Below are 25,128 nucleotides of genomic sequence, written 5' to 3'. Positions count from 1 at the left end.
CTATTAGAGACAATCGCCTTCTGTCAAGTCGACTCTGAGGCCACGTCAAGCCAGTTCCGCAAGCGGAAAAATGAGGCTTTCTTTCGTTCAACCCATTGATTCAAAATATTTTATAGGGAAAATTCACCGCAGTTCACCGAAGCCAAATTGCGGAAAGGCTAAAAAATCGCTTTTCAAGAGTATTACTATATGCTCATAGTGATCGCGTCACGCTGACATCATCTCTGGGAGGATTAAGATGAGAAAAGCTCTCGCGACCGTTACTGTCGCCGTTTCGCTGTGCCTTGCATCAAGTGTTTCCGCCAAATCACTTACCGTCGGCTTCTCGCAGATCGGTTCGGAATCCGGCTGGCGCGCGGCTGAAACCACCGTTACCAAACAGCAGGCCGAGAAGCGCGGCGTCACACTTAAGTTCGCCGACGCGCAACAGAAGCAGGAAAACCAGATCAAGGCCGTTCGCGGCTTTATCGCGCAGGGCGTCGACGCAATCCTGATTGCACCGGTCGTCGCAACGGGCTGGGATGCTGTCCTGAAGGAAGCCAAGGAAGAGAAAATCCCTGTCATCCTGCTCGACCGCCAGATCGAGGCTCCCGATGATCTTTACCTGACCGCAGTTACCTCGGACCAGGTCCACGAAGGCAAGGTTGCCGGTGACTGGCTGGTGAAGGACGTCGGTTCCAAGGATTGCAAGGTGGTGGAATTGCAGGGCACGACCGGCTCCTCGCCCGCCATCAATCGCAAGAAGGGCTTCGAGCAAGCCATCGCTTCGCACGCCAATATCAAGATCGTCCGCTCGCAGACGGGTGACTTTACCCGCACCAAGGGTAAGGAAGTGATGGAAAGCTTCATCAAGGCCGAAGGCGGCGGCAAGGACATCTGTGCCGTCTACGCCCACAATGACGACATGGCCGTTGGCGCGATCCAGGCGATCAAGGAAGCCGGTCTCAAGCCCGGAACCGACATCAAGGTCGTGTCGATCGACGCCGTGCCTGACATCTTCAAGGCCATGGCAGCCGGTGAAGCCAACGCCACCGTGGAACTGACGCCCGACATGGCCGGCCCGGCATTCGACGCGCTCGAAGCCTATCTGAAAGACAAGAAGGCTCCGGCGAAGTGGATTCAGACCGAATCCAAGCTCTACACGGCATCTGACGACCCGATGAAGGTCTACGAGGCGAAGAAGGGCCTGGGTTACTAAGCCATTCTTTGCAGAAACGGCGCGTGGATTGCGCCGTCTCTTTCTGTTGAGGAGAGCGAAACCTCTCCGATCCAGTCTGCAGAATGGTCTCGTATGGAGCGAGCGCATGCCACTTGTTTCTTCTCCCCATCCGGGGAGAAGTCCGCGGCAGCGGGATGAGGGGGCAAGCCTGGAGATGTCAGAAGAGCTTGCCCCTTCATCCGACCCTTCGGCCCACCTTCTCCCCGGCGGAGAGAAGAAATACGCCGCTCCCTGCCGATTGCTCTACCAAAACCCATTGCAATACGGAAACTGCTCAATGTCCGAAACGGCACCACTTCTGGAAGCACGCGCCATCGGCAAATCCTTTCTAGGGATCACGGCGCTGGATGGCGTCGACTTTGCGCTTGGGCACGGCGAAATCCATGCGCTGCTCGGCGAAAACGGCGCCGGAAAATCGACGCTGATCAAAATCCTGACGGGCGTCTACAGCCGCGGCAGCGGATCAGTCTTTCTGGAAGGCAGCGAAATCTCGCCCGCCAATGTGGGTGAGGCGCAGGCCCTTGGCATCGGCACCGTCTATCAGGAGGTCAACCTTCTCGAAAACCTCACCGTTGCGGAGAACCTCTACCTTGGCCGCCAGCCGCGGCGCTTCGGGCTGATCGACCGCAGCACGATGCAAAAGAATTCGCAGGCGCTGCTTGCCCAGTACGGCCTTTCCATTGACGTCAACGCCCTTCTCTCCAGCTATTCCGTCGCCATCCGTCAGATCATCGCCATCGCCCGCGCCGTCGATCTTTCCGGCAAGGTGCTGGTGCTGGACGAACCGACCGCCAGCCTCGACGCTCATGAGGTTGAAATGCTGTTCGGCGTACTGAAAAAGCTGCGGGCGCGCGGTATCGGTATCGTAATCATCACTCATTTCCTCAATCAGGTCTACGATATCGCCGACCGGGTGACGGTGCTGCGCAACGGCCGGCTTGTCGGCACACGCGAAATCGGCAGCCTGCCGCGTTCCGAGTTGATATCGATGATGCTCGGCCGGGAACTTCAACAGATTACCCATGACCATCAGGCGACCGAAGAAACAATCGCCGAAGGCGAGCCAAGCATTCGCTTCGAAGGATATGGCAAACGCGGCAGCGTCTCTCCCTTCGATCTCGGGATACGCCCCGGGGAAATCGTCGGCGTGGCAGGGCTTCTCGGCTCCGGCCGGACCGAAACGGCATTCCTGCTCTTCGGCATAGACCGCCCCGACACGGGCAAAGCAACGATCGACGGGCAGGCGGTGACGATCTCTTCTCCCGAGGCGGCGATTGCGGCCGGTTTCGGTTTCTGTCCCGAAGAACGCAAGACGGACGGCATCATCGCTGATTTCTCCGTGACCGACAACATCGCGCTGGCCCTTCAGGCCCGGCAGGGATGGGCGCGGCCGCTGTCGCGCCGGCAAAAGGCAGAGCTGGCGGAAGGTTTCATCAAATCCCTTGATATCCGCCCGGCCGACCCCGACCGGCCGATCAAGTTCCTGTCCGGCGGCAACCAGCAGAAGGCCATCCTGGCCCGCTGGCTGGCCACCCATCCCCGGCTTCTGATCCTCGACGAGCCGACACGCGGCATCGATATCGGCGCCCACGCGGAAATTCTCAAAATGATCGAAAAACTCTGCAGCGAGGGCATGTCGCTTGTCGTCATATCCTCCGAACTGGAAGAACTCACCGCCGTGGCGCATCGTGTCGTCGTGCTTTCCGACCGCCGGCATGTCAGCGAGCTGAAAGGCGGCGAAGTGACGGCCGACAATATCATGCGTGCGATCGCAGATGCGGCCAGAACGGAGGCGGCATGATGACGGCAGTCAATCGGCGTCTTAGAAGACTTGCACCGCAGCTTGCTGCGCTTTTTATCATTCTCGCAGCGATTACAATCATTTCGCCCGGCTTCCTCAATGTGTCGTTTCAAAATGGCAGGCTCTATGGCAGTCTGGTGGACATTCTTGTGCGCGCCGCCCCCGTGGCGCTGCTCACCATCGGCATGACGCTGGTCATCGCGACCAAGGGCATCGATCTTTCCATTGGTGCTGTCATCGCCATCTGCGGCGCCGTCGCCGCCACGCTCATCAGCAATGGACATTCCATTCCCGCCGTCATCGCCATTTCGCTTGGCGTGGGAATTGTCTGTGGCCTCTGGAACGGCGTGCTGGTTGCCCTTCTCGACATACAGCCTATCATCGCCACGCTGATCCTCATGGTGGCAGGGCGCGGCATCGCGCAGCTCATCACCGAGGGCGTCATCCTCACGTTCAACAATGACAGCTTTTCCGCGATCGGCTCCGGCGCATTTGCCGGTGTGCCCCTGCCCGTCATCATCTGGATAACGGCCGCGCTCCTGATAGGCTTTCTCGTTCGCAAGAGCGCACTCGGTTTCCTGATCGAAGCGACCGGCATCAATCGCCGCGCAGCGGCTCTTGCCGGTGTAAGGGCGCGCTTTCTGCTGTTCTTCGTCTATGCCGTTTCCGGTCTTTGCGCGGCGATCGCCGGCATGATCGTGACGGCGGATATTCGTGGTGCGGATGCCAACAATGCCGGCCTCTGGCTGGAATTGGACGCCATATTGGCGGTGGTCATCGGGGGCACTTCACTAAATGGCGGCCGCTTCTCCATCACCGCATCGCTGATCGGCGCGCTCATCATCCAGACCATCAATACCGGCATCCTCGTCTCGGGCTTTCCGCCGGAATTCAACCTCATCATAAAGGCCGGCATCATCATGGTGGTGCTGACGCTGCAATCTCCGGCGATCATGGCCGTCCTCGGTTTCGTGAAAGCGCCAAAGCAGCACGCCAAAACCGCCACCAACGGTATGACCAAGGAAGGAACCGCGCGATGATCCACAGCCGCAACCTGCCCTTCCTCACCACGCTGACGATTTTCGTCGTCGCCTATCTTCTTTGCGTGATGCAATATCCGGCGATCTTTTCGACGCGGGTGATCGGAAATCTTCTTACCGACAACGCCTTTCTCGGCATAGCCGCCGTCGGCATGACTTTCGTCATCCTGTCAGGCGGCATCGATCTCTCGATTGGTTCGGTCATTGCCTTCACCAGCGTCTTTGTGGCCGTCCTGGTCGGCACCTATAACATCCATCCGCTGCTTGCCTTCGCCATCGTGCTTTTGATTTCCACGCTGTTTGGCTGCCTCATGGGCGCGATGATCCGCTTTCTCTCCATCCCGCCTTTTGTGGTGACACTCGCGGGCATGTTCCTGGCGCGCGGGGCTGCCTATCTGATCTCCACCCAGTCGGTGCCGATCTCACATCCTTTCATCGATGCGATACAGGGCTTTTATTTCCGCTTTCCAGGCGGCGGCAGGCTGACGGCGCTCGCCATGCTCATGCTTGTCGTCTTCGCCGCCGGCATGCTGATCGCAAGCCGCACCCGCTTCGGCGCCAATGTCTATGCGCTGGGCGGCAATCCGCAATCTGCCGAGCTGATGGGCGTGCCGATCGGGACCACCACCATTGGCATCTATGCACTTTCCGGCTTTCTCTCCGGCCTCGCTGGTATCGTTTATACGCTTTACACCTCGTCAGGTTACTCGCTGGCGACGGTGGGCGTGGAGCTGGACGCGATCGCTGCCGTCGTCATCGGCGGTACACTTCTGACCGGCGGCACGGGATTGGTTGCGGGAACCTTTGTGGGGCTTTTGATCCAGGGCCTGATCCAGACCTACATCGTTTTTGATGGAACCCTGTCCTCCTGGTGGACGAAAATCGTCATCGGCGTGCTGCTTTTCGTGTTCATCGTGTTGCAGCGCGCAATCATCTGGTATTCAAACAGGAGACTGGCCGGACCGCATCCGGCATAACGCAAACGGAGGCTTGCTTGGGGCTGCTCGAAACGACGATTAGCGGGCGAAAACGCCGGAACAGCCACGCGCATGTGGTTTCCGAACTCGGCAGCGCCATCGTCTCGGGCAGGATCGCCGAAGGCTCTCTGCTGCCCAACGATGCGGAGCTCTCCATGCGTTTCGGCGTCTCGCGCACGGTGCTGCGCGAAACCATGAAGACGCTGGCGGCCAAGCGGCTGGTGGAACCCAAGGCGAAGGTGGGTACCCGGGTGCTCGACCGGTCGAGCTGGAATTTCTTTGATCCGGATGTGCTGGGCTGGCGCTGCGAAGCCGGCATCGACCAGGAATTTGTGAAGCACCTGGCCGAAATTCGGCTGGCGCTGGAGCCGGCGGCGGCGGCGGCAGCAGCTCTCCAGGCCTCCAATGAAGACATTGTCTCGCTTTACGTCATCGCCGCAAAATTCGACAATCCGCAGCATACGCCGGAGAGCATCGCCAAGGTGGATCTCGAGTTCCATCTTGCCGTCGCGCATATGTCCGGCAATCCCTTCATGCGTTCGGCAAGCGGGCTGATCGAGGCGGCGCTTGCCATCTCATTCCAGCTTTCGTCACCGGCCGCCTCGCCCGGCACCATCGCGGAGATCGCATCCAACCACCTTCGCATTGTCCACGCCATCGCGGCGCGGGACGCGGATGCGGCGGTGAAGGCCATGCGGCATGTGATCGAAGTCGGCAAGGACCGGACGCAGAAGGCGATCAAGACGGTTTAAACCCGAAACCAGTCGTAGCGAAGGCGGGCCCACAAGAATGCAGGCCCATTCCTCTCGCCAGGTCCTCAGCCCTGCGATGCCTCTACCTGCGGCACCACGCCGCGCCGCGACGCCATCAGCGAGGCGCCGAGAAGAGCTGCGATGGCCACGAAGACGAACACCATGGTTGCGCCCTGGAGATCGATCAGCAGGCCGCCAAGAACCGCACCGCTGGAAATAGCGATCTGGAATGTCGTAAGCAGCAGCGCACCCGCGCTCTCGGCCTCATCCGAGGCAACACGCGTGATGAAACTCTGCACGCTGACGGGCAATGCGCCGAAGGCAAAACCCCAGGAGGCGATGGCAAGGCCCGCAACAACGGGAGATGCGCCGGCAATCACCAGGATGGAAGCCGATGCGGCGATCAGCGTTGCGGCGAAGGTCACCGCCCAGGCCGTGTTCTTTTCTGCAAGGAAACCACCGAAAAGATTGCCGAAGAAACCGCCGATACCGTAAATCAGCAGAACAAGCGAAATCGCCTCCACGCCAAGCTGCGGCACGTCTTCCAGGAACGGTCGGACATAGGTGAAGCCGGCAAAGTGGCCCGCAACGATAAATAGCGTCGTCAAAAGACCGATCCGGACCTGCGTTCGCTGAAGCAGCCGGAACATGGTGGAAAGGCCGGGGGCACCGGCCGGCGGCAGCGAAGGCACGGTGAGCAATTGCACGGCGAGCGCAATGACGCCGAGCACGCCGGCAACGACGAAGGCCGATCGCCAGCCGAGCGTCGCGCCAATCCACGCGCCCACCGGTGCCGCACACACGGTTGCGACGGAGACCCCGGTAAGGATGATGGCCATGGCGCGTGGCATTTTTTCAATCGGCACGAGCCGCAACGCCAGCGCCGCCGACATGGCCCAGAAGCCGCCAAGACCGATGCCCAGCAGGACGCGCGAGGCAAAGAGCATGAAAAGCCCATTGGCAAAGGCGGCCAGTGTGCTGGAGATTATCAGCAGCGTGGTCAGCCCCAGCAGGGTCCAGCGCCGGTCAATGCCGCGTGTGCCGATGACGACACCCGGGCCCGCAACCGCAGCGACCAGCGCCGTGACGGTTATGGATTGTCCGGCAATGCCGGAGCTAATGGAGAGATCGGCCGATAACGGCGTCAGGAGGCTGACGGGCAGGAATTCCGCCGTTACCAATCCGAAAACGCCGAGCGAAAGTGAAACCACAGCGGCCCATTTCGCATCCGGCTCGTGTCTGCGCGGCGTATATTCCAGTTCGTTTATGGTCCGGCTATTCATGAAAATCTCCTGATGCGCATTCCCGGAACGCGTCGTGAAACGGAAAGGGCAAGGCGAGGAAGCCGGTTGGGAGCCCCGCTTCGACGACTGCAAATCGATGCAAGCAGGCTATGCGTGACAGCCCGGCGTTTCCATGCTAGAAAATCCGTATTCCTTAACCAATCGTCCGAATATGCGAGATACCATGAACGATGCCCTGACGGAAATGTTGCGTGGCCTTAGGCTTGACGGTGTGGAATATGGCCGCTGCCGCATGGCCACCCCCTGGGCGACGGCTTTTCCCGAACAGGAGGCGGCGCGGTTTCATTTCATCGGCGTGGGGCAGGCGAAATTGCAAAAACCCTCGGGTGAATGGCTGACCCTGACATGTGGCGACGCCGTGCTTCTGCCGCGCGGGCATGCACATGTGCTGGCGAGCGGTGAAAAGGTGGCCCCTTCCCCCTTCGACCGGTTCGGCAAGAAGGAAGTGTGTCAGGGCATTTTCGACATGGAGTGCGCAAGTGCGGGTGGCGATACCGTGGCTTTCACCGCTTCGATGCGTTTCAACATGGATAACCTGCATCCGCTGCTGCAGCTGATGCCTGACGTGATGCTGACCAGCGATCTGGCCAAAAGCGATCCGGCCATTCCCCATCTTCTGGAAGCCATGACGCGGGAGGTCGAGCTGAACCGCGTCGGCGCGGGTGGCATTCTGGCGCGGCTGGCCGATGTGCTGACTGCAACGCTGATCCGTACTTGGGTGGAATATGGCTGCGGCGATTCCAGCGGCTGGCTTGCCGCCGTGCGCAATCCCGAACTCGGCCGCGTGCTCGCCGCCATTCACCTCAACCCCGAAAAGGACTGGAGCGTGGAAGAACTCGCCTCCCTGATGGGCGCATCGCGCTCAAGTTTCGCGGAACGTTTCACCCGCGTGGTAGGGGAAAGCCCCGCGCGTTATGTGGTTCGGGTGCGCATGCATCAGGCGCGGCTGTGGCTGCGAGAGGGAATGCGGGTGACGCAGGCAGCCGAAAAGCTCGGTTACGATTCCGAGGCCTCTTTTAGCCGCGCCTTCAAACGGGTAATCGGCGCACCACCCAGCCAGTTCCGCAGGAAAGATGCGGCAGGGCTGGAGGATGCGGCTTAAGACGCGCCCTCTCGGCGGATATCACAGACTTGGCGGAAATTACGGGAAAGGATCTTTATCCGCTCCACCGCATCTTCCTCATGGGCGGCCGGCGGCGGTCTTTCCCTGATTGTGCGGTGATCCGCTTATTCATCTTTTTTCTTGATTTGTTCCTATTTCCCGCAAAGAGTCAAACAGCAGTTGGCGCTCTTCACCAGTTCGTACGGGAAGAGAGGATTCTGGCCTTGCGACTACCTGTTGCACCGTTAAAACGGAATGATCCGTTTGCCACCTGTTACCCTGACAGACCGGGCGACGGGCATCAGGGTTTGGAGGAACCGATGATGATCGCCAGCTTTCTGATCGCCGTGATCGCGGCAATTCATATTTACATCGTCATCCTGGAAATGCTGCTTTGGGAGAAGCCTGCCGGTCGCAAGGCCTTCGGTCTTTCCGCGGATTTTGCCCGGCAGACGAAAGTGCTGGCCGCCAATCAGGGTCTTTATAATGGCTTTCTCGCAGCGGGGCTGATCTATGGGCTCACGCAGGGTGACGACGGGCTGAACTTCAAGGTCTTCTTCCTGACCTGTGTGCTGGTGGCCGGTATTTTTGGCGCCGTGACAGCCAATATCAAAATCCTGTTCATTCAAGCATTGCCGGCATTGTTTGCGCTCGGCTTCCTCTGGATCGGAGTATGAACAAATGACCGTATGGAACGATACGTCCGCAAGAGACGCTCTCAACCGCATCTTCATGACCGCAGTCGCCAGCGCCGATCCCTCTAAAGTGTTGCAACAACACCTGCCCTCCCCGCCTAGAGGGCGGTGTGTGGTCGTTGGCGCAGGCAAGGCTTCCGCCGCAATGGCCGCAGCGCTTGAAGCGGCATGGCCAAATGTCGATCTTTCCGGCGTGGTGGTGACGCGTTACGGCCATGCCGTCCCGACCGGGCGCATTGAAATCATCGAAGCCTCGCATCCGGTGCCGGACGACAGGAGCGCCGAAGCCGCAAGACGCATTCTCGCCGCCGTTGAAGGGTTGACTGCAGACGACATGGTCATCGCGCTGATTTCCGGCGGTGGTTCGGCGCTGATGGTCTCACCCGCCGAGGGAATGACGCTTGCGGACAAGATGGCGGTCAACCGCGCTTTGCTTGCCAGCGGCGCCACGATTTCCGAAATGAACGCTGTGCGCAAGCACCTCTCCCGCACCAAGGGCGGGCGACTGGCGCTGGCCGCCAAACCGGCGAGGGTCGTTTCCCTGCTGATCTCCGACGTGCCGGGCGACGATCCTTCGCAAATCGCCTCGGGCCCGACGGTCGCCGACCCGAGCGATATTGAAACCGTGCGGGAAATCGTTTCCCGTTATGCGCTCGATCTTCCCGAAAATGTGCGCAAAGTGCTGGAAAAAGGCGAGGAAACCCCGAAGGCCGGCGATATCGCGGAAGATATCCGGCTCATCGCCGCCCCCTCGCTCGCCTTGCAGGCGGCAGCGGATGAGGCGGTGAAGCTTGGCTTAACGCCGCTCATCCTCGGGGATTCGCTGGAGGGTGAATCCAGGGATGTCGGCGCGGTCATGGCCGGTATCGCGATTTCCGCCCGCCGCAAGGGCCTGCCACTCAAAGGCCCGGCCGTTTTGCTTTCCGGCGGCGAAACCACGGTTACGATCGGCAAGGGGCCGGCCGGCAAGGGCGGCCGCAACACGGAATTCCTGCTGAGCCTTGCACTGACGCTCAAAGGTGCTGATGGCATATGGGCCATTGCCGGTGATAGCGACGGCATAGACGGAGTGGAGGATGCCGCGGGCGCCGTGGTGACGCCGGACACACTTGGCCGTATGCGCGCAGCCGGTGTCGATCCGCGCCAGTCACTCGTGAGCCACGACAGCTATACGGCTTTCAGGGCGGCAGGAGATCTTGTCGTGACCGGTCCAACGCTCACGAATGTCAATGACATCAGGGCGATTTTGATCGGCTGATAGCGGGGCATTGGCAGAGACTACTGAGCTTCCGGCACGTGCTCGTAGAGGAGCACGTTTTGACTATACACTCGGACAGGAGTAATCTGGCGGGATATCTTTTGGAGCCTCAGCCATGCGTCCTGGAGTGCTCATACTTGGCTTGGCCATCGCCCTTATACCAACTTTGGCGGATGCCCATAATTGCAAATGCCGAAATCGCGGTGTCATGTTCCAGCTCGGCCAGACGTCCTGCCTAAGAGTCGATGGCGGGTCCTACCTGGCCCGCTGCGAGATGAAACTAAACGTTTCCTCCTGGACCAAGATCCAGGACGGGTGCCCCGTGACGGAACGCGTGGAATCGACGTCGTCCAGCGCTTATCACTAAGTCTTGGGCCCCAGTGTACGAAGGAGCTGGCGCATCAGCTTTTTTCTTCTCCCCGTGGCGGGGAGAAGAAATACGCTGCAACCTCGCCTCAGAGCTTCACCCAGCCACCGTTCTTCTTGCCGGACTCGATGCAGGCCGTAACAAAGGCGACACCCTTTACGCCATCATCGACGGTCGGGTAAATTACGGCCTTGTCGAGCGCCGATCCGGTGCGGCGGGCTTCGATGGCATGCGCCGCCTCGGTATAGATCGTTGCAAAGGCTTCGAGATAACCTTCCGGGTGGCCGGAAGGGATGCGGGTGACGCGTGCTGCGGCAGCCCCCGCCCCCGCGCCGCCGCGGGTGATCAACTGCTTCGGCTCGCCAAGCTTCGTGAACCAGAGATAATTCGGGTCGGCCTGCGTCCATTCGATGCCGGCCTTGTCACCATACACACGAACTTTCAGCCCGTTTTCGTGGCCGACCGCAACCTGGCTGCACCAGAGCAGCCCCTTTGCCGGCTGCTTGCCACCCTTCGGCTTGAAACGCAGCATCACATGCGCATTGTCGTCCAGCCGGCGGCCTTCGACAAAGGTATGCACATCTGCCGCCAGTTCGTCGACTTCCAGACCGGAAATGAAGCAGCCGAGATTATAGGCATGCGTGCCGATATCGCCTGTGGAACCACCCGCACCGGATTGGGCCGGGTCGGTGCGCCAGACAGCCTGTTTGGCACCCGTCTGCTCGATGGGTTCCGCCAGCCAGTCCTGCGGATACTCCATCTGCACCAGACGGATCGTGCCGAGAGCGCCCGATTCCACCAGTTCCCGTGCATGCCGCACCATCGGATAGCCGGTGTAATTATGCGTCAGGATGAACAGCGCATCGGCCTTGTCGGCGACGTCCCTCAGCTTTTTGGCGTCCTCCAGATTGGAGGTCAGCGGCTTGTCGCAGATGACATGGATGCCACGCTCCAGAAACGCCTTCGCCGCCGGATAATGCACGTGGTTGGGCGTGACGATCGCCACCGCCTCTATGCCATCCTCGCGTAGCGCCTCCTTTTCGGCCATCTCCTCGAACGAGCCGTAGCAACGCTCGGGATCGAGCCCCAGTTCACGACCGGAGGCGAGGGATTTTTCCGGGGTCGAAGACAGCGCCCCTGCCACGAGATCGAAACGGTTGTCGAGCCGCGCCGCCATGCGGTGAACACCACCGATAAAGGCACCCGAGCCGCCGCCCACCATGCCAAGGCGAATCCGCTTGTTCGCCTTGTCGGTTGTCTTTCCTTCAATAGCCATAATGTTTCCTCTGCAATGCTCTCAAAGCCCAAGCATACGGCGGTTGGCCGCATCGTCGGTGCCACCAGATGCGAAATCGTCAAAGGCTTTTTCCGTGACGCGGATGATATGCGCCTTGACGAATTCAGCCCCTTCGCGGGCGCCGTCTTCAGGATGTTTCAGCGCACATTCCCACTCGACCACGGCCCAGCCGTCGAAATCATTGGCGGCCATTTTCGAGAAAATCGCACCGAAATCGACCTGCCCGTCGCCCAGCGAACGGAAGCGGCCGGCCCGTTCCACCCAGCCCTGATAACCGCCGTAAACGCCCTGCCGTCCGGTCGGGTTGAACTCCGCATCCTTGACATGGAACATCTTGATGCGGTCTTTGTAGATATCGATATTATCGAGATAATCGAGGCATTGCAGCACGTAATGCGAGGGGTCGTAGAGCATGTTGGCACGGGGGTGGTTCTTCACCCGTTCCAGGAACATCTCGAATGTGACGCCATCATGCAGATCTTCACCGGGGTGGATTTCATAGCAGACATCCACACCCTGCTCATCGGCATAATCGAGGATCGGCGTCCAGCGTTTGGCAAGTTCGTCAAAGGCTGTTTCTACAAGACCGGCCGGGCGTTGCGGCCACGGGTAGACGAAAGGCCAGGCGAGCGCGCCGGAAAAGGTCGCATGCGCCTTGATGCCGAGATTTCTGGAGGCTTTCAGCGCAAATTTCACCTGCTCCACCGCCCATTGCTGACGCGCTTTCGGGTTGCCACGCACTTCCGGTGCGGCAAAACCGTCAAAAGCCTCGTCATAGGCTGGATGAACCGCAACAAGCTGGCCCTGCAAGTGGGTGGAAAGCTCGGTCACTTCCACACCGTTCTGGCGCGCGACACCGGCGAACTCGTCGCAATAGTCCTTCGATTCCGCCGCTTTCTTGAGATCGATCAGCTGCCCGGCCCAGGTCGGCACCTGCACGCCGGCATAGCCTTTTTCCGCCGCCCATTTGGTAATGCTGTCCCAGCTGTTGAAGGGGGCCGCATCACCGGCGAACTGACCGAGAAAAAGACCCGGTCCCTTGATCGTTCTCATAAAAATCTCCTCCTGCATCGATACAGTTGCGCGGTAACCCCGCTTTGTTCCCAATCGCCAAGCTAACCGCTCGTGATTTTCAGACAAGCCCCAAAAGCGAAGGGGCAAGAAAATTTCAGCATTTCATCAAGAACATCTGGGCACTTAAAGCGCCAGTCCGCTCGCCCTGTCGAAGACGTGCACGCGCTCATGGTGCACGGTGGCGGCAAAGGGCGTGTTGACCTTCACCGGCTGCTCACCATCCACCACTGCCGTAACTTGATCGCCCGCCAATTCGAAGACCACATGGGTCTGCGCGCCGGTTGGCTCCACCAGCACCGTTCTGCCGGTAAGCGAGATATCTCCCCCAATCGCAGAACCGATATGTTCGGGGCGAAGCCCGATCGTCACGGGCTGGCCGCGCTTGACCTTGCGGGAGGCGGCAATGCGGATCGCGGTTCCGTCCTTCAGCCGGGCGGCGGGCTGGTCGCCTTCCCCATCGACTACACCTTCGATGAGGTTCATGGCCGGCGATCCGATGAAGGCGGCGACGAAGAGATTGGCGGGTGTCTTATAAAGCTCAAGCGGAGTACCCTGCTGCTCGATGCGGCCGTGATTAAGCACCACCACCCGGTCCGCCAGCGTCATGGCCTCGATCTGGTCATGGGTCACATAGATGGAGGTCGTGCCGACCTTCTGGTGCAGCGCCTTGATTTCGCTGCGCATCTGCACGCGCAGCTTGGCATCCAGGTTGGAAAGCGGCTCGTCGAACAGGAAGACGGCGGGGTTGCGAACGACAGCGCGACCCATGGCGACACGCTGGCGCTGACCGCCGGAAAGCTGCGAAGGCTTGCGGTCCAGAAGCTTGCCGAGATCAAGCATACGGGCAGCTTCGGCAACACGCTCTTCAATGACGTTTTTCGGCTGGCCGGCAAGCTTCAGATTGAAGCCCATGTTTTCAGCCACCGTCATATGCGGGTAAAGCGCGTAGGACTGGAACACCATCGCGATGTTGCGCTCACGCGGGGTCATGCCATTGACCACCTTGTCGCCGATGAGAATATCGCCATCGGTGATTTCTTCCAGCCCGGCGATCATGCGCAGCAGGGTGGATTTGCCGCAACCGGAAGGGCCGACCAGCGCGATGAATTCTCCATCAGCAATATCGAGCGATATGCCGTGAATGACATCGAGCGCGGCATAGGACTTGCGGATCTCTCTAAGTTCGACGGAAGCCATATTTTGCTCCTTTCACGTCACGATTTGACGGCACCGGCCGTCAGGCCCGCGATGATGTGTTTCTGTGCGAGGAAGAAGACGATGACGGTCGGCAGGATCGTCAGCGTGATGAAGGCGAGAACGAGCTGCCACTCCGTGCCGAATTCGCCGCGATAAACCATGATGCCGAGCGGCCAGGGATATTTCGATTCCGAATTCAGCATGATGAGCGGCAGGATGTAGCTGTTCCAGCTGCCGACAAAGGAAACGATGCCAACGGTCGCCACGATCGGCCGTGAGAGCGGCACGGAAATATGCCAGAAGAAGCGCAGATAGCCGCAGCCATCCACAAAGGCCGCCTGAAACAGCTCATCCGGCAAATTGCGGAAATAGTTGCGGAACAGGAGAATGCTCATGCCGAGGCCAAAGGCCACCTGCGGCAGCACCACGCCCCAATAGGTATCGAGCAGGCCCAGATCGCGAATGCGGATGAAGAGCGGAAGAATGGCTGTGGCCGCCGGGAACATCAGCCCGAGCAGGAAATAATTGAGCAGGAAAGACGAGCCAAAGAACTTCACATGCGCGAAAGTGAAGGCCGCCATGGCCGAAACTGTCAGCGTCAGGAACACCGTCAGCAGCGCGATAACCAGCGAATTGAAAATCTGCAGCCAGTAACGTTTGCCGAAGAGGATATCGCCGTAATTGGCCCATTGCCATTCGGCCGGAATTCCGAACGGGTTGACGCGCAGGTCTCCCAGCGTCTTGAAGCCACCGAGCGCCGTCGTCAGAAGCGGGATGAGCACGATGGCTGCAATCAGGCTCAATGAAATATAGAGATAAAGCTTGGTTTGCAGCGGCATGCGGACGGAAGTGGATGTGTCAGTCATGGCGCATGAATATCCTTTTGTAACCGAAGGCGAGCGTCACGCAGATGACGAAGAGAACGACGCCAACCGCACTGCCAAGCCCGACCTGCATGCGCATGACGCCGTAGGTGTAGAGGAAGGTGACCATTGTCTGCGTGGAGTTGGACGGGCCACCGCCGGTCAGCGGCATGATCATGTCGAACAGCTGCAGCGAGCCGATGACCGCGAAGAAGACGGAAAGGCGCACCGTGGAGCCCAGCATCGGCAGCGTAACGTAACGGAATTTCTGCCAGCCGGACGCGCCGTCGATTTCGGCCGCTTCCAACACGTTCTTGTCGACGGATTGAAGGCCGGCGATGAACAACATCATGTGGAAACCGAAATATTTCCAGACGATGACGCCGAGCACGGCATAGATCGCCACATCCTTGTCAGCCAGCACATAGGGATTGGCGAAACCGAAGAAATTGGAAATGGCGGCAAACAGGCCATAATCGCCATCATAAACGAAACGCCAGATCAGACCCGCCGCGACGTCAGCCAAAACGTAAGGCAGGAAGAATACCAGCCGGAAGGCGACGACACCGGGAATGCGGTGCGCCAGCATCATGGCGAGCCAGATGGCCAGCGGAATCTGGATCAGGATCGAAATGAGAATGATGAGGCCGTTATTGATCAGGGCCTGTGAGAATGCGGCATTGCCGAAAAGCACCTGGAAATTCTTCAGGCCGACAAAATCGGTCGGCGTGCCGTAGCCGTTCCAGCGGTAAAGGCTGTACCACGCCGCCTCGCCCATGGGCAGGATGACAAACAGGGTAAAGAGCAAAAGTGCGGGCGGCAGGAAGACCAGAAGGGTCAATGCCCGGTCATGCGCGACCGAACTTTGCTTGCGCCTGGCCTTTGCCGCGCCGCGCGCCGGTATGGACGCAGAAGTCATGGAAATATCCGTCATCTCTATCCGCTTTCATGGAGGCAGATAAGCAGCGCCGCACATTAGCGGCGCCGCCATGGAAACCAGATCAGCGCAGTTCGAATGCGTCCTGAATCTGCTGCGCACCCTCTTCGGCAGTCATCTGGCCGGAAACGATCTCAACCGAGATATCGTTGACGACACGACCGACGGCAGCGCCGAGCGTCTGGTCGAAGAAGTTCTGGTGCCAGGTGGAAGCAGCCAGCTGCTTGGCGGAATCCGCCAGCAGCGGGTTCTTCACCGCACCGGCAGCCCCTGTGGCAACCGGCAGGATCATACCGGCGGTCGCCATTTTCTCTTCGCTTTCCTTGCTGGTCAGGAAGGTGGCGAAATCGACAGCCTCCTTGGAGGCGTTCTTGGTGAGCGCCCAGCCGTTCAGGCCGCCCAGAGTGTCGGTAGCCTTGCCTGCGCCGCCTTCGACAACTGGGAAAGCGAAGCGACCGATATTTTCAGGGGCCAACCCCTTGCCGTCGCCGGCATTCTTGCGCTGGTTCGCTTCGGTATTGTCAAAGCCGAGAATGATTGCGGCCTTGCCATCGCCAAAGACGCCCAGTGCCTGTGGCCAGGTTGCGCCGAGATAACCGGGCTGGAAGGGTTCGAGCTTGCCGAACTCGGCCAGTTGCTCACCCGCCTTGATAATCGCCGGATCCATAAAGCCTTCGCCTTCACCCTTGCGGGCCGCGTCAAACACGGCCTGGCCGCCATTGCGCATCACGAGATAGCTCCAGTAGAAGTGGATCGGCCATTTCTCACCGCCGCCACCTGCAATCGGCACGATGCCGGCGTCTTTGATCTTCTTCACCGTCGCGCTGAAGTCCGCCCAGGTCTTGATGTCTTCGGCCTTCACACCGGCCTTGGCGAAAAGCTCCTTGTTATAGAAGAAGCTGACGAGGCTGACACGATAAGGTACGGCCCAGACCTTTCCGTCAAAAGACAGGCCGTCAATTGCGGATGCGTTATAGGCCTGGCGCAGCTTGCCGCCATCGGCGTCGAAAACCTCGGTCAGATCCTTCAGCGCACCGGTTTTGGACTGTTCCTCAAGAACGCCGCCGCCCCAGCTATAGAAGAAGTCCGGAACATCGTTCGATTGCAGCAAGGTCGGCAATTTTGCCTTGAAGGCTTCGTTTTCGAGGAACTGAAGTTGAACATCCACATCGGGGTGCTTGGCCTCGTATTCCTTGGCAATTTCTTCCCAGACAGCCACGGATTTCGGGTCCAGCTCAACATGCATCCATTTAACGACCGTCGCGGCCGAGGCGCTTGCTGCGCCGAGCATGAGAGCTATGCTTGTCGTTGCGGCAAAGCCTGTCAGCCTGCCGCTCAGGCTTGCGCCTGCGTGCCAAATCGTCATGATGGTGATCCTCCCTCGGGGATTTCCTCATTTATTCCCCAATGCGGATTAATTCACATTAGCCCTCGCCCAATGTCAAGGCACTATGCCGATTTTTTGCGCGAACAGCTTGACACACCCCTCCCCTACACCGTTATTTAATCCGCAACCCGACGTAAATCGGTTTTCGAACCGGAATTGATCGCAGCAGGACCCCATGAAGACCGCAGACCCCGAACTAATGCGCGCGATCAACAGGCTGAGCGTGCTGGACAGCATCCGCCGACATGGGCCCATTTCCCGCGTTGAGATCAGCGAACGCACCCAGCTTTCCACCACGACCGTTTCCGCCATTACCGCCTCACTTTTGGATGACGGGCTCATCCTGACCCGGCACCTGGGCGATATCCGCACCGAAGGTGGGCGCGGCAGGCCGCGTGTGATGCTGGAGCTGAACCCGGATGCCGCCCGCGTTGTGGGCGCCAAGATTGCCGCGAACCGCATGGTCTTTGTCGTCACCGATTTTTGCGGCAATGTACTCTCCACCCTTGCCTTGCCGATCCGGGTAGACCGCCAGCCTATAGGCGTCATCGCCGACCTCGTGGAGGACGGCGTAAGACGTTGCGTCGTCGATGCCGGTCTATCGCTTGAGGATGTGGATATGGTCTGCCTCGGCCTGCCCGGCGTCATCGAACATCGCACCGGCAAGATCCGAAGCAGCCCGATTTTGCGAGAAGTGAATGTTAATTTCGCTGAGGAAATGACGGCACGGCTGAATTCGCCGACCATTATCGAAAGTGACGCCCACGCGATCACGCTTGCCCATCACTGGTTCGGCCATGCGCGCGATCTCGAAGACATGGTGCTGATTTCGCTGGAACAGACGCTCGGCCTTGGCGTGCTGCACCAGAACCAGCTCTTCCGTGGCGCGGGCGGTCTCAGCCACAATCTGGGTGACCTCGTCATCGGCCTTGCCAATGAAGGCACGGTGCGGCTGGCGAGCCAGGCCGGTGAAAACGCGATTTTGGGCTCCCGCCCGGCGGATGGGCGTTTTGCCGAAGCGATCCGGCTCGGCCGTGGCATGCAACATGCTCATGCCCTGATTGCGGCCGAAGATCACGACCTCATCACGGCCGCCTTGCGAGCCGGTGCCGCCCTCGGCCTGACACTAGCCAATATCGTCACGCTGTTTGCACCGCCGCGGGTCATCATCACCGGCTCCAGCCTCGAACTTGGCGAGCCGTTCATCGCCAGCATTCGCAACAGCTACAATGCCGCAGTGCCGCCATCTCTGGCCGGTGTGGCGGAACTGGTTTTCGATGTTGCGAGCGACGAATTGTGGGCGCAGGGGGCCGCGGCCGTTGCGCTTTACGAACTTTACGAATCGCCATGGAACACGACCGGGCCAGCGCTCTAACCCGCAGGGGTGAGCACAGGCCAAGGCATTTCTGATTTACGGGAGGATTTTATGAACAAAGTCGGCATCGGCATCATCGGCTGCGGCAACATTTCCAGCGCCTATCTCAAGGCCATGGCTTCGTTTCCCATTCTCGACATTCGCGGTCTTGCGGATATGAACGAGCAGGCGGCAAAGGCCCGCGCCGACGAATTCGGCCTCCAGGCGAGAAGCATCGACGCACTTCTCGCCGATCCCTCGGTGGAGATCATCGTCAACCTGACGATCCCCAAGGCGCATGTGGAAGTGGGTCTGCGCGCGCTGGACGCCGGCAAGCACGCCTATTCGGAAAAACCGTTGGGCATCAATTTCGACGAAGGCAAACGCCTTGCGGACGCGGCAAAGGCAAAGAGCCTGCGCATCGGTTCGGCTCCGGACACCTTCCTCGGCGGCGGGCACCAGACAGCGCGCCGGTTGATCGACGAGGGTGTGCTTGGCCAGCCCGTGGGCGGCACCGCCACCTTCATGTGCCCCGGCCATGAACGCTGGCACCCCAACCCAGCTTTCTATTATGAGGTTGGTGGCGGGCCGATGCTGGATATGGGACCCTATTACATTACCGATCTCGTCAACTTGTTTGGCCCGGTCTCCAGGGTGGCGGGCTTTGCCATTGCGCCCCGCAACGAACGCCTCATTACAAGTGAGCCAAAGAACGGCGAAAAAATCCCCGTCCATGTCGCCACCCATGTGTCCGGCGTGCTGGCCTTCGAGAATGGCGCTGTTGTGCAGGTGGGCATGAGCTTCGATGTCGCCGGCCACAAACATGTGCCGCTGGAACTCTACGGCACGGAAGGTACGCTGATCGTCCCCGACCCCAACCATTTTGGCGGCGAAGTGCAATTGTTGAAGAAGGGCGGACAGTTCGAGCCGCAGACCCTGTCTTCGCCCTATGCAGACGGAAATTACCGTTCGATTGGCGTCGCCGACATGGCCTACGCCATCCGCGAGAACCGTCCGCACCGCGCCAATGGCGATCTTGCCCTCCACGTGCTGGAAGTCATGGAAGCCTTCCAGACGGCGTCAGATAGCGGCACGACCGTTTCCATCACCACCAAGGCGGAACGTCCTGCTCCGCTTGAAACATCGCTGGTCGACGGCCAGCTCGGCAAATAATCCCGAGGAGGAAATAAATGCGCGAAGCACTCATCGTCTGGGGCGGCTGGAGCGGCCACGAGCCGCAGGAATGCGCCACCATCGTCAAGGACATTTTGGAGGAGGACGGTTTCAAGGTTTATGTCGAGCACAGCACCGAGGCTTTCGCCGATCCGTCGGTACATGATCTCAGCCTTGTTGTGCCTATTGTCACCATGTCAAAGATCGAGAAGGAAGAAATCAAGAACCTGACGGCGGCTGTTGAAAACGGCGTTGGCATCGCCGGCTTTCATGGTGGCGCAGGCGACAGTTTTCGCGAATGCGTGGAATACCAGTTCATGATCGGCGGGCAATGGGTCGCCCATCCCGGAAATATCATTGACTACACGGTCAACATCACCCGCCCTGACGATCCGCTGATGGAGGGGATTTCCGATTTTCCCTATACGTCAGAGCAATATTACATGCATGTCGACCCCTCCAACGAGGTTCTGGCGACAACGACTTTCACCGGCGATCACGCTTGGTGGATCGACGGCGTGGTGATGCCGGTGGTGTGGAAACGCAAATACGGCAAGGGCCGCGTTTTTTATTCGGCGCTCGGCCACCAGGCCAAGGAATTTTCCGTGCCGCAGATGAAGACCATGTTTCGCCGCGGCGCCAATTGGGCGGCGCGTTGAGGTTATCGGGAGCCTCTCCCTCGCAACGTCATCCTCGGCCTCGCGCCGAGGATCGGCAGCAAATCCTCGGGACAGGCCCGAGCACCTACCGAGACCGACAAACGGGATCATACGTTGTCCGGTTTTGGCTTGTAGCCGGGTTTGCCGGTAGGGTCGATCCAGTCGAGACAGTGCCACGCTCACCTTGCAAGATGATGGAATCGTCGCCCCCTTGTCGGCTTAGGCCACGGCGATGCGGTCGATGAGCTCGCGGATGCGTTCGGCAGCCTCGATTGCCTGATCGGGATGGGACAGCGTCTCGGTCAAACGCTCGATCCTGCGTCGGTAGGTTCCCGCGATGCCCGGATGAAGATCGGGAACGCCTCAGGGATATCGGAAAGACGCGTGGCAAGACTCTCCTGTCTGACCTCCAGTTTCGTGAGCAGGTCGGACAGGCGCGATGCCAACCACTAGATGCCTAAGCGGATGAGAGATGCGCGGGAGATGGCGCGGTCGGACTAGGTCTTCACGACAGTCCAGCCTTCGCGGGCGGCAGGTTCGCGGCACCGGCGCAACTGGTCTTCGATCGAAGCGTCACGCTGGTGTCGGAGGAATTGCGGGCAGAAAGGGCGACACGCGTCATGGTTTGACTTCTCCTTCGTTTGGCAACGTACCGTGACGGCCTGTCGTTAGCATCGGACCGTTGCGCGGTGGGTGCCGCCTGCCAGCGCGCACCCTGCCTTTCCTGCTTCAGAAGCCCCTGCCCTCGACATGCCGGCCGGAGAGTGAAACAACAACCTCGGAATCTGACGCACAACGCTCGAGGCTCACTAGGTTGAGGAAGTCTTCCTCAAACGAACCCCGATGCCGCCGTCGCTACTCTCCGGAATGAATTCTACTCCCGCTGCCTCAAGAGAGAGTTTTAGCGCTTGCGCAATCGAGAGAGATGGCTGTTTGTCCCCTCGCTCCAATTGAACAATCGTGCGCAAACTGACCCGAGAAATGTCAGCTAAATCTTGCTGTGTCAGATTAAGCAGTCCGCGAGCGGCCCGAACCTGAGAGGGAAAGTTTTTCATTCAACTCCGACATCAGTGTTTGCGTAAAAAACGCAAATGTGCATATTATGCGAAATCGGCCAGACAAGCGGTCTCAACGCTCGCCCGGCCTGACCAGACCCAAGCTGTATGGAGCTCAGATCATGGCTGATTCTGACAATAGCACGACTTTGCCTTGCGTCACCCGCAGGAAGTTGCTGGCGGGTAGCGCCATTGCAGTCGGCGTATTGAATTCCGACGCCTTCGCCCGCAACGAAATTAAGGGAGATGCGCCCTTCGATCCGGTCGTGCCCCTGTGGCACGAATGGCGGGATGCCCACAAGCTTACGGAGCGCCTTCGTTCCCAGCAGCAGAGCCTCGAACGGCAGCTTGCAGAGATCGTTGGCTTTCCTTTCGCTACGATCCACCTGTCCGATGGAGAACCGTTGGCGGCCTATTCCCGCGAGGCAATCCATGATGTGTTCCGTCTCGCGCCTCAGCAGACTGCAGCCTGCGCCAAAGCTGAAGCCGAGTTCGCGGCTCATCAGTTGCGGTGGGACAGGGCCGACCGGGAAATCGGATATTCAGCCGCAGTGCAGGCTGAGCGGGAGGCTGGCGCCCGGGCAGAAAACCTGCTCCATGCCATGGCCACCACATCTGCCACAACACTTTCGGGTGTGGCAGCCAAGCTCGACGCCGTGCTGCACGAAGGCAATATCTGGGAAGACGGCTCCGAGTTTCCATGGCCTCATATACGCTCTGCGCTCAACGACATCAGGCGTTTAGAAGAATCCTTCGCCAAAGATGGCGCACTGTGAACGTCCCCGGTGTATGCGGGTTTCAATATGAGACGTTGCGCGACAGGGTCGGTCACCTTCCCGATAACAGGCGCTGGGAACTGCAACGGATCGCGCGAATCCTCTTCGACGAATTCGTTAATGCGCAGAAGGGAAAACTATCGGCAAAAAACAAGGGTGGCCGTATTCTTAAACTTGTTCTCTTTGGCCCCTTCGCACAGGAAACGCCCACGGGAGACTGCAGGGGCGATTGTCGCTATGAATATTACCTCCTAGTGGTCGTCAACACCAAAAACTTTGCCGCGCCCCGCTTCTGGAACAATGCTGCAGAAGGCCTCCTACGAGAACTGACGGTCACCGGACGCCTGGCTACGCCGGTGAACTTCATCGTTCATTCTATTATGGACCTCAATGACCATCTCGCGCACGACCGCCCCTACTTCGTGGACATTGTCCGCGACGGCATCATGCTCTACGAGATGCCGGGCTTTCCGCTCGTCACGCCCAGGGCGCTGGACCCCAAAGTCGCCAAAACCGAGATGGGTGGCGTTTTCGACCATTGGTTTCCAAGCGCCTCGCATCGCTTCGAATTAGCGAAGGAGGCGATCGGGCGCGGCTATAGCAGGGACGCTGCGTTCGATCTGCATCAAACCGTTGAACGGCTTTATCATTGTATCCTGCAGGTTCTGGCACTTTATAGCCCCAAAACCCACCGGCTGACATTTCTGCGTGCTCACGCCGAACGGGTCGCACCCCTGCTGACTACGGTCTGGCCCAGCGATAGCCGTTTTGCAAAGCAATGCTTTACCCGCCTTGAACGGGCCTATGTGGAGGCCCGCTATTCGCGCGGCTATGAAATCAGCGATGAAGAGCTGGCCTGGCTGTCTGAGCGTGTGGAGGTTCTGAGGAAAACTGTCGCTGCAATCTGCTCGGCGCACCTTGATGCTTTCAACAGCGCGAGAACGTAAAGACTGGGCCGCGACGTGATGTGATGCGGTGTTGCGCAGCCGGAGAGGCTCCGCACCGCAACCAGCCGCTACCGCCTCGATTATAGCAACCCAAAGCCGCTGGAGCGAACTCAAACTGGATAGAACTTAGGGCACGTCAGGGGATTAAGTCTCTATAGTCAGCAAATATCTGTCACGGTCAAAACCTGCCCGAGGATGACGAAGGACAGGTTCTACGTTATCGACAAGCCGGAAATGAACCCCTCAAACCCGAACGACTTCTTCCGCCGCCATCGCCGCGCCCAGCACATGGTCATCCGTGCCGTCCAGCCCTGAAAGCAGCAAGCCAACCGGCATGCCTGCGTCGCCCGCTCCACACGGGATCGAAACACCGCAGAGATCGAGGAAGTTACCGATCTGCGTGTTGCGCAGGGTTTTTGCATTCATCGCGAAAAAGGCATCGTCACTTTGGAGAAGCGGCGCGACCCTGGCCGCAACATGCGGCAATGTCGGCGACAGCAGCAGTTCGCCTTTTCCGATCATTCCCGAAAACGCCGCAGTCATGCGTTGCCGCGCATCGATGATGGCTATGTAATCCGGCATTGAAATATTGGCCCCCAGCTTCGTTCGTGCGACAACGCGCGGGTCCATGCGCGCGGCATCAGCACCTTCCAGCCGGGTTTTGTGCAGGGCAAAGGCCTCCGCGGTCACCAGCGCGCCCTTTTCCTTGATAAGCTCGAACAGTTCCGAAAAAATCGGGAATGCCTGTCGTCGCACCGAGGCACCGGCGCGGACAAGACGGTCCACCGCCTGCTCGAAAGCGGCCGCGACTTCGTCCTCGATTCCGTCGAAAAATACGGTCTCGGGCACAACAAGCGAGAGGCTGGAAAGTGGCACGCGCTGCACATCGGCGGCAGTCCTGCCCCGCATGGCGGCATCCACCCAGACCGCATCCTGAACCGTGCGGGTGAGGGGCCCGAGCGAATCGAGACTCTTCGCCAATGGATATACGCCGCGCATCGAATAACGGACGCGACTGGCCTTATAGCCTACCACGCCATTGAAAGCGGCGGGGATGCGGACCGATCCGCCCGTATCCGTGCCGATCGCCACCGGCACCAGACCGGCCGCCACGGCCGCGCCCGCACCGGAGGAGGAACCGCCGGGCAGACGGTGTCCATCCGTGGAAAGGGGATTGCGCGGCGTGCCGTAATGCGGGTTGATGCCAAGACCGGAAAATGCAAACTCGCTCATATTCGTTCGGCCGATGCAGATCATGCCGGCCTGTTTCAGCGCGGTCACTACATCAGCGTCCCACGACGCAGGCTCATCATCCGCAAGCACGGTCGATCCGGCCGTGGTCACCGTGCCCTCCAGATCAAAAAGATCCTTCCAGGCCACGGGAATGCCGTCGAGAAGCCCGCGGGAACGGCCTTCGCGGATGCGTGTCGATGCGGCCTCCGCTTCGGCGGCGGCCCGCTCCGCCGTCAGCCCTATGAAAATGGCCTGATCGGCCTCCTGACGGATCGCATCCACTGTCTCTTCCACCAGGGCGCGCGGATCAAGGTGGCCACGCTGGATGAGAGCGGAAAGCTGCGCGATGTTCTTGCCCCTGTGAGCCATGACGAAATTCCCTAAAATCGGCGTGTCATGCCCAACATGCCGTTTATGCAAAGCTTGGCAAGGCCGGTCGCGGGTTTTCCCGGACGGCCGTTGCCGCCGCTGTAACTCGGCTGCCAGAGTCTATTTCTCAACCTGAAGTGCAAAGACGGACCGTTTATATAAGCAGCGACTGTAAAAAGACGGATTAATTCTTAATCGCATCTAAACTTTGTTGAATTATTTAGCAGACACCATTGAAGTGCATGCCCTATAAAAATTCCATAAAACAATCAAAACGCGACATCGCGGGGGA

General features: G+C 59.4%; 23 protein-coding genes. 14 read left to right on the top strand and 9 right to left on the bottom strand.

Features of this window, described 5'->3' with window-relative positions:
• Positions 1–238: 238 nt before the first annotated feature.
• The 5 genes from ytfQ to EYD00_RS21695 all read left to right on the top strand — a co-directional run bounded on the left by ytfQ (position 239) and on the right by EYD00_RS21695 (position 5,789).
• The gene (gene ytfQ / locus EYD00_RS21715) at positions 239–1,198 is read left to right on the top strand and encodes a galactofuranose ABC transporter, galactofuranose-binding protein YtfQ (protein WP_004438884.1); all 960 of its coding nucleotides are present in this window, start codon (positions 239–241) and stop codon (positions 1,196–1,198) included.
• 298 nt (positions 1,199–1,496) lie between these two features.
• Positions 1,497–3,020 (top strand): sugar ABC transporter ATP-binding protein, encoded by a 1,524-nt coding sequence (locus tag EYD00_RS21710; RefSeq protein WP_006697254.1) that lies wholly within the window; start codon positions 1,497–1,499, stop codon positions 3,018–3,020.
• Positions 3,020–4,060, top strand: coding sequence for an ABC transporter permease (locus EYD00_RS21705; RefSeq protein WP_161794454.1), 1,041 nt, complete (start codon positions 3,020–3,022; stop codon positions 4,058–4,060). The genes EYD00_RS21710 and EYD00_RS21705 overlap by 1 nt, the downstream gene beginning before the upstream one ends.
• On the top strand, positions 4,057–5,037 hold the full coding sequence (gene yjfF, locus EYD00_RS21700; protein WP_081859473.1) for a galactofuranose ABC transporter, permease protein YjfF: 981 nt from the start codon (positions 4,057–4,059) through the stop codon (positions 5,035–5,037). The genes EYD00_RS21705 and yjfF overlap by 4 nt, the downstream gene beginning before the upstream one ends.
• A gap of 17 nt (positions 5,038–5,054) precedes the next feature.
• A complete protein-coding gene (locus tag EYD00_RS21695) occupies positions 5,055–5,789 on the top strand; it encodes a FadR/GntR family transcriptional regulator (RefSeq protein ID WP_006697251.1) in 735 nt (244 codons plus the stop codon).
• A gap of 65 nt (positions 5,790–5,854) precedes the next feature.
• Here the strand turns inward: EYD00_RS21695 and EYD00_RS21690 are convergent, their stop codons facing one another.
• The gene (locus tag EYD00_RS21690) at positions 5,855–7,072 is read right to left on the bottom strand and encodes an MFS transporter (protein WP_022563720.1); all 1,218 of its coding nucleotides are present in this window, start codon (positions 7,070–7,072) and stop codon (positions 5,855–5,857) included.
• A gap of 184 nt (positions 7,073–7,256) precedes the next feature.
• Here EYD00_RS21690 and EYD00_RS21685 point away from each other — a divergent pair, with 184 nt between their 5' ends.
• The 4 genes from EYD00_RS21685 to EYD00_RS26220 all read left to right on the top strand — a co-directional run bounded on the left by EYD00_RS21685 (position 7,257) and on the right by EYD00_RS26220 (position 10,515).
• Complete coding sequence (locus tag EYD00_RS21685; RefSeq protein WP_006697249.1) at positions 7,257–8,195, top strand: AraC family transcriptional regulator; 939 nt, start codon at positions 7,257–7,259, stop codon at positions 8,193–8,195.
• 323 nt (positions 8,196–8,518) lie between these two features.
• Positions 8,519–8,872, top strand: coding sequence for a DUF1304 domain-containing protein (locus EYD00_RS21680; protein ID WP_034498536.1), 354 nt, complete (start codon positions 8,519–8,521; stop codon positions 8,870–8,872).
• Between the two features lie 4 nt (positions 8,873–8,876).
• A complete protein-coding gene (locus EYD00_RS21675) occupies positions 8,877–10,148 on the top strand; it encodes a glycerate kinase type-2 family protein (RefSeq protein WP_034498153.1) in 1,272 nt (423 codons plus the stop codon).
• 115 nt (positions 10,149–10,263) lie between these two features.
• Positions 10,264–10,515: a hypothetical protein gene (locus tag EYD00_RS26220; RefSeq protein WP_044459894.1), complete on the top strand. Its 252-nt coding sequence runs from the start codon at positions 10,264–10,266 to the stop codon at positions 10,513–10,515.
• A gap of 88 nt (positions 10,516–10,603) precedes the next feature.
• On the opposite strand, the gene EYD00_RS21665 is transcribed toward EYD00_RS26220, so the two are convergent.
• The 6 genes from EYD00_RS21665 to EYD00_RS21640 form a co-directional block, all read right to left on the bottom strand.
• Positions 10,604–11,791, bottom strand: a complete 1,188-nt coding sequence (locus EYD00_RS21665; RefSeq protein ID WP_034498155.1) for a Gfo/Idh/MocA family protein — start codon at positions 11,789–11,791, stop codon at positions 10,604–10,606.
• Between the two features lie 21 nt (positions 11,792–11,812).
• Positions 11,813–12,865, bottom strand: coding sequence for a sugar phosphate isomerase/epimerase family protein (locus EYD00_RS21660; protein ID WP_004438853.1), 1,053 nt, complete (start codon positions 12,863–12,865; stop codon positions 11,813–11,815).
• A 144-nt stretch (positions 12,866–13,009) separates the two neighbouring features.
• A complete protein-coding gene (locus tag EYD00_RS21655; protein ID WP_006697244.1) occupies positions 13,010–14,083 on the bottom strand; it encodes an ABC transporter ATP-binding protein in 1,074 nt (357 codons plus the stop codon).
• 17 nt (positions 14,084–14,100) lie between these two features.
• Positions 14,101–14,949: a carbohydrate ABC transporter permease gene (locus EYD00_RS21650; RefSeq protein WP_004438848.1), complete on the bottom strand. Its 849-nt coding sequence runs from the start codon at positions 14,947–14,949 to the stop codon at positions 14,101–14,103.
• Positions 14,942–15,880, bottom strand: a complete 939-nt coding sequence (locus EYD00_RS21645) for a carbohydrate ABC transporter permease (protein ID WP_004438845.1) — start codon at positions 15,878–15,880, stop codon at positions 14,942–14,944. The genes EYD00_RS21650 and EYD00_RS21645 overlap by 8 nt, the downstream gene beginning before the upstream one ends.
• Before the next feature lie 67 nt (positions 15,881–15,947).
• On the bottom strand, positions 15,948–17,249 hold the full coding sequence (locus EYD00_RS21640) for an extracellular solute-binding protein (RefSeq protein ID WP_034498157.1): 1,302 nt from the start codon (positions 17,247–17,249) through the stop codon (positions 15,948–15,950).
• Positions 17,250–17,445: 196 nt separating this feature from the next.
• Between EYD00_RS21640 and EYD00_RS21635 the strand changes: the two genes are divergently transcribed.
• Genes EYD00_RS21635 through EYD00_RS21625 form a run of 3 tightly spaced genes read left to right on the top strand, consistent with a single transcriptional unit; the run spans position 17,446 to position 20,456 of the window.
• Positions 17,446–18,645, top strand: a complete 1,200-nt coding sequence (locus EYD00_RS21635) for an ROK family transcriptional regulator (RefSeq protein ID WP_004438840.1) — start codon at positions 17,446–17,448, stop codon at positions 18,643–18,645.
• Positions 18,646–18,696: 51 nt separating this feature from the next.
• Positions 18,697–19,797, top strand: coding sequence for a Gfo/Idh/MocA family protein (locus EYD00_RS21630; RefSeq protein ID WP_034498159.1), 1,101 nt, complete (start codon positions 18,697–18,699; stop codon positions 19,795–19,797).
• 17 nt (positions 19,798–19,814) lie between these two features.
• A complete protein-coding gene (locus EYD00_RS21625) occupies positions 19,815–20,456 on the top strand; it encodes a ThuA domain-containing protein (RefSeq protein WP_004438834.1) in 642 nt (213 codons plus the stop codon).
• Between the two features lie 809 nt (positions 20,457–21,265).
• On the opposite strand, the gene EYD00_RS21615 is transcribed toward EYD00_RS21625, so the two are convergent.
• The gene (locus tag EYD00_RS21615) at positions 21,266–21,511 is read right to left on the bottom strand and encodes a helix-turn-helix transcriptional regulator (RefSeq protein WP_081859474.1); all 246 of its coding nucleotides are present in this window, start codon (positions 21,509–21,511) and stop codon (positions 21,266–21,268) included.
• A gap of 122 nt (positions 21,512–21,633) precedes the next feature.
• On the opposite strand from EYD00_RS21615, the gene EYD00_RS21610 reads away from it, so the two are divergent.
• Positions 21,634–22,287: a hypothetical protein gene (locus EYD00_RS21610; protein WP_034498161.1), complete on the top strand. Its 654-nt coding sequence runs from the start codon at positions 21,634–21,636 to the stop codon at positions 22,285–22,287.
• Positions 22,284–23,234, top strand: coding sequence for a HEPN domain-containing protein (locus EYD00_RS21605; RefSeq protein WP_051674202.1), 951 nt, complete (start codon positions 22,284–22,286; stop codon positions 23,232–23,234). The genes EYD00_RS21610 and EYD00_RS21605 overlap by 4 nt, the downstream gene beginning before the upstream one ends.
• A gap of 243 nt (positions 23,235–23,477) precedes the next feature.
• Here the strand turns inward: EYD00_RS21605 and EYD00_RS21600 are convergent, their stop codons facing one another.
• A complete protein-coding gene (locus tag EYD00_RS21600) occupies positions 23,478–24,836 on the bottom strand; it encodes an amidase (RefSeq protein WP_034498164.1) in 1,359 nt (452 codons plus the stop codon).
• Positions 24,837–25,128: the final 292 nt, after the last annotated feature.

Origin of the sequence: Agrobacterium sp. 33MFTa1.1 (genome assembly GCF_004328495.1) — a bacterium.
Taxonomy (GTDB): domain Bacteria; phylum Pseudomonadota; class Alphaproteobacteria; order Rhizobiales; family Rhizobiaceae; genus Agrobacterium; species Agrobacterium pusense.
The sequence above is the reverse complement of the archived record's forward strand: the minus strand, read 5'-3'. Positions and strand labels throughout refer to the sequence as shown.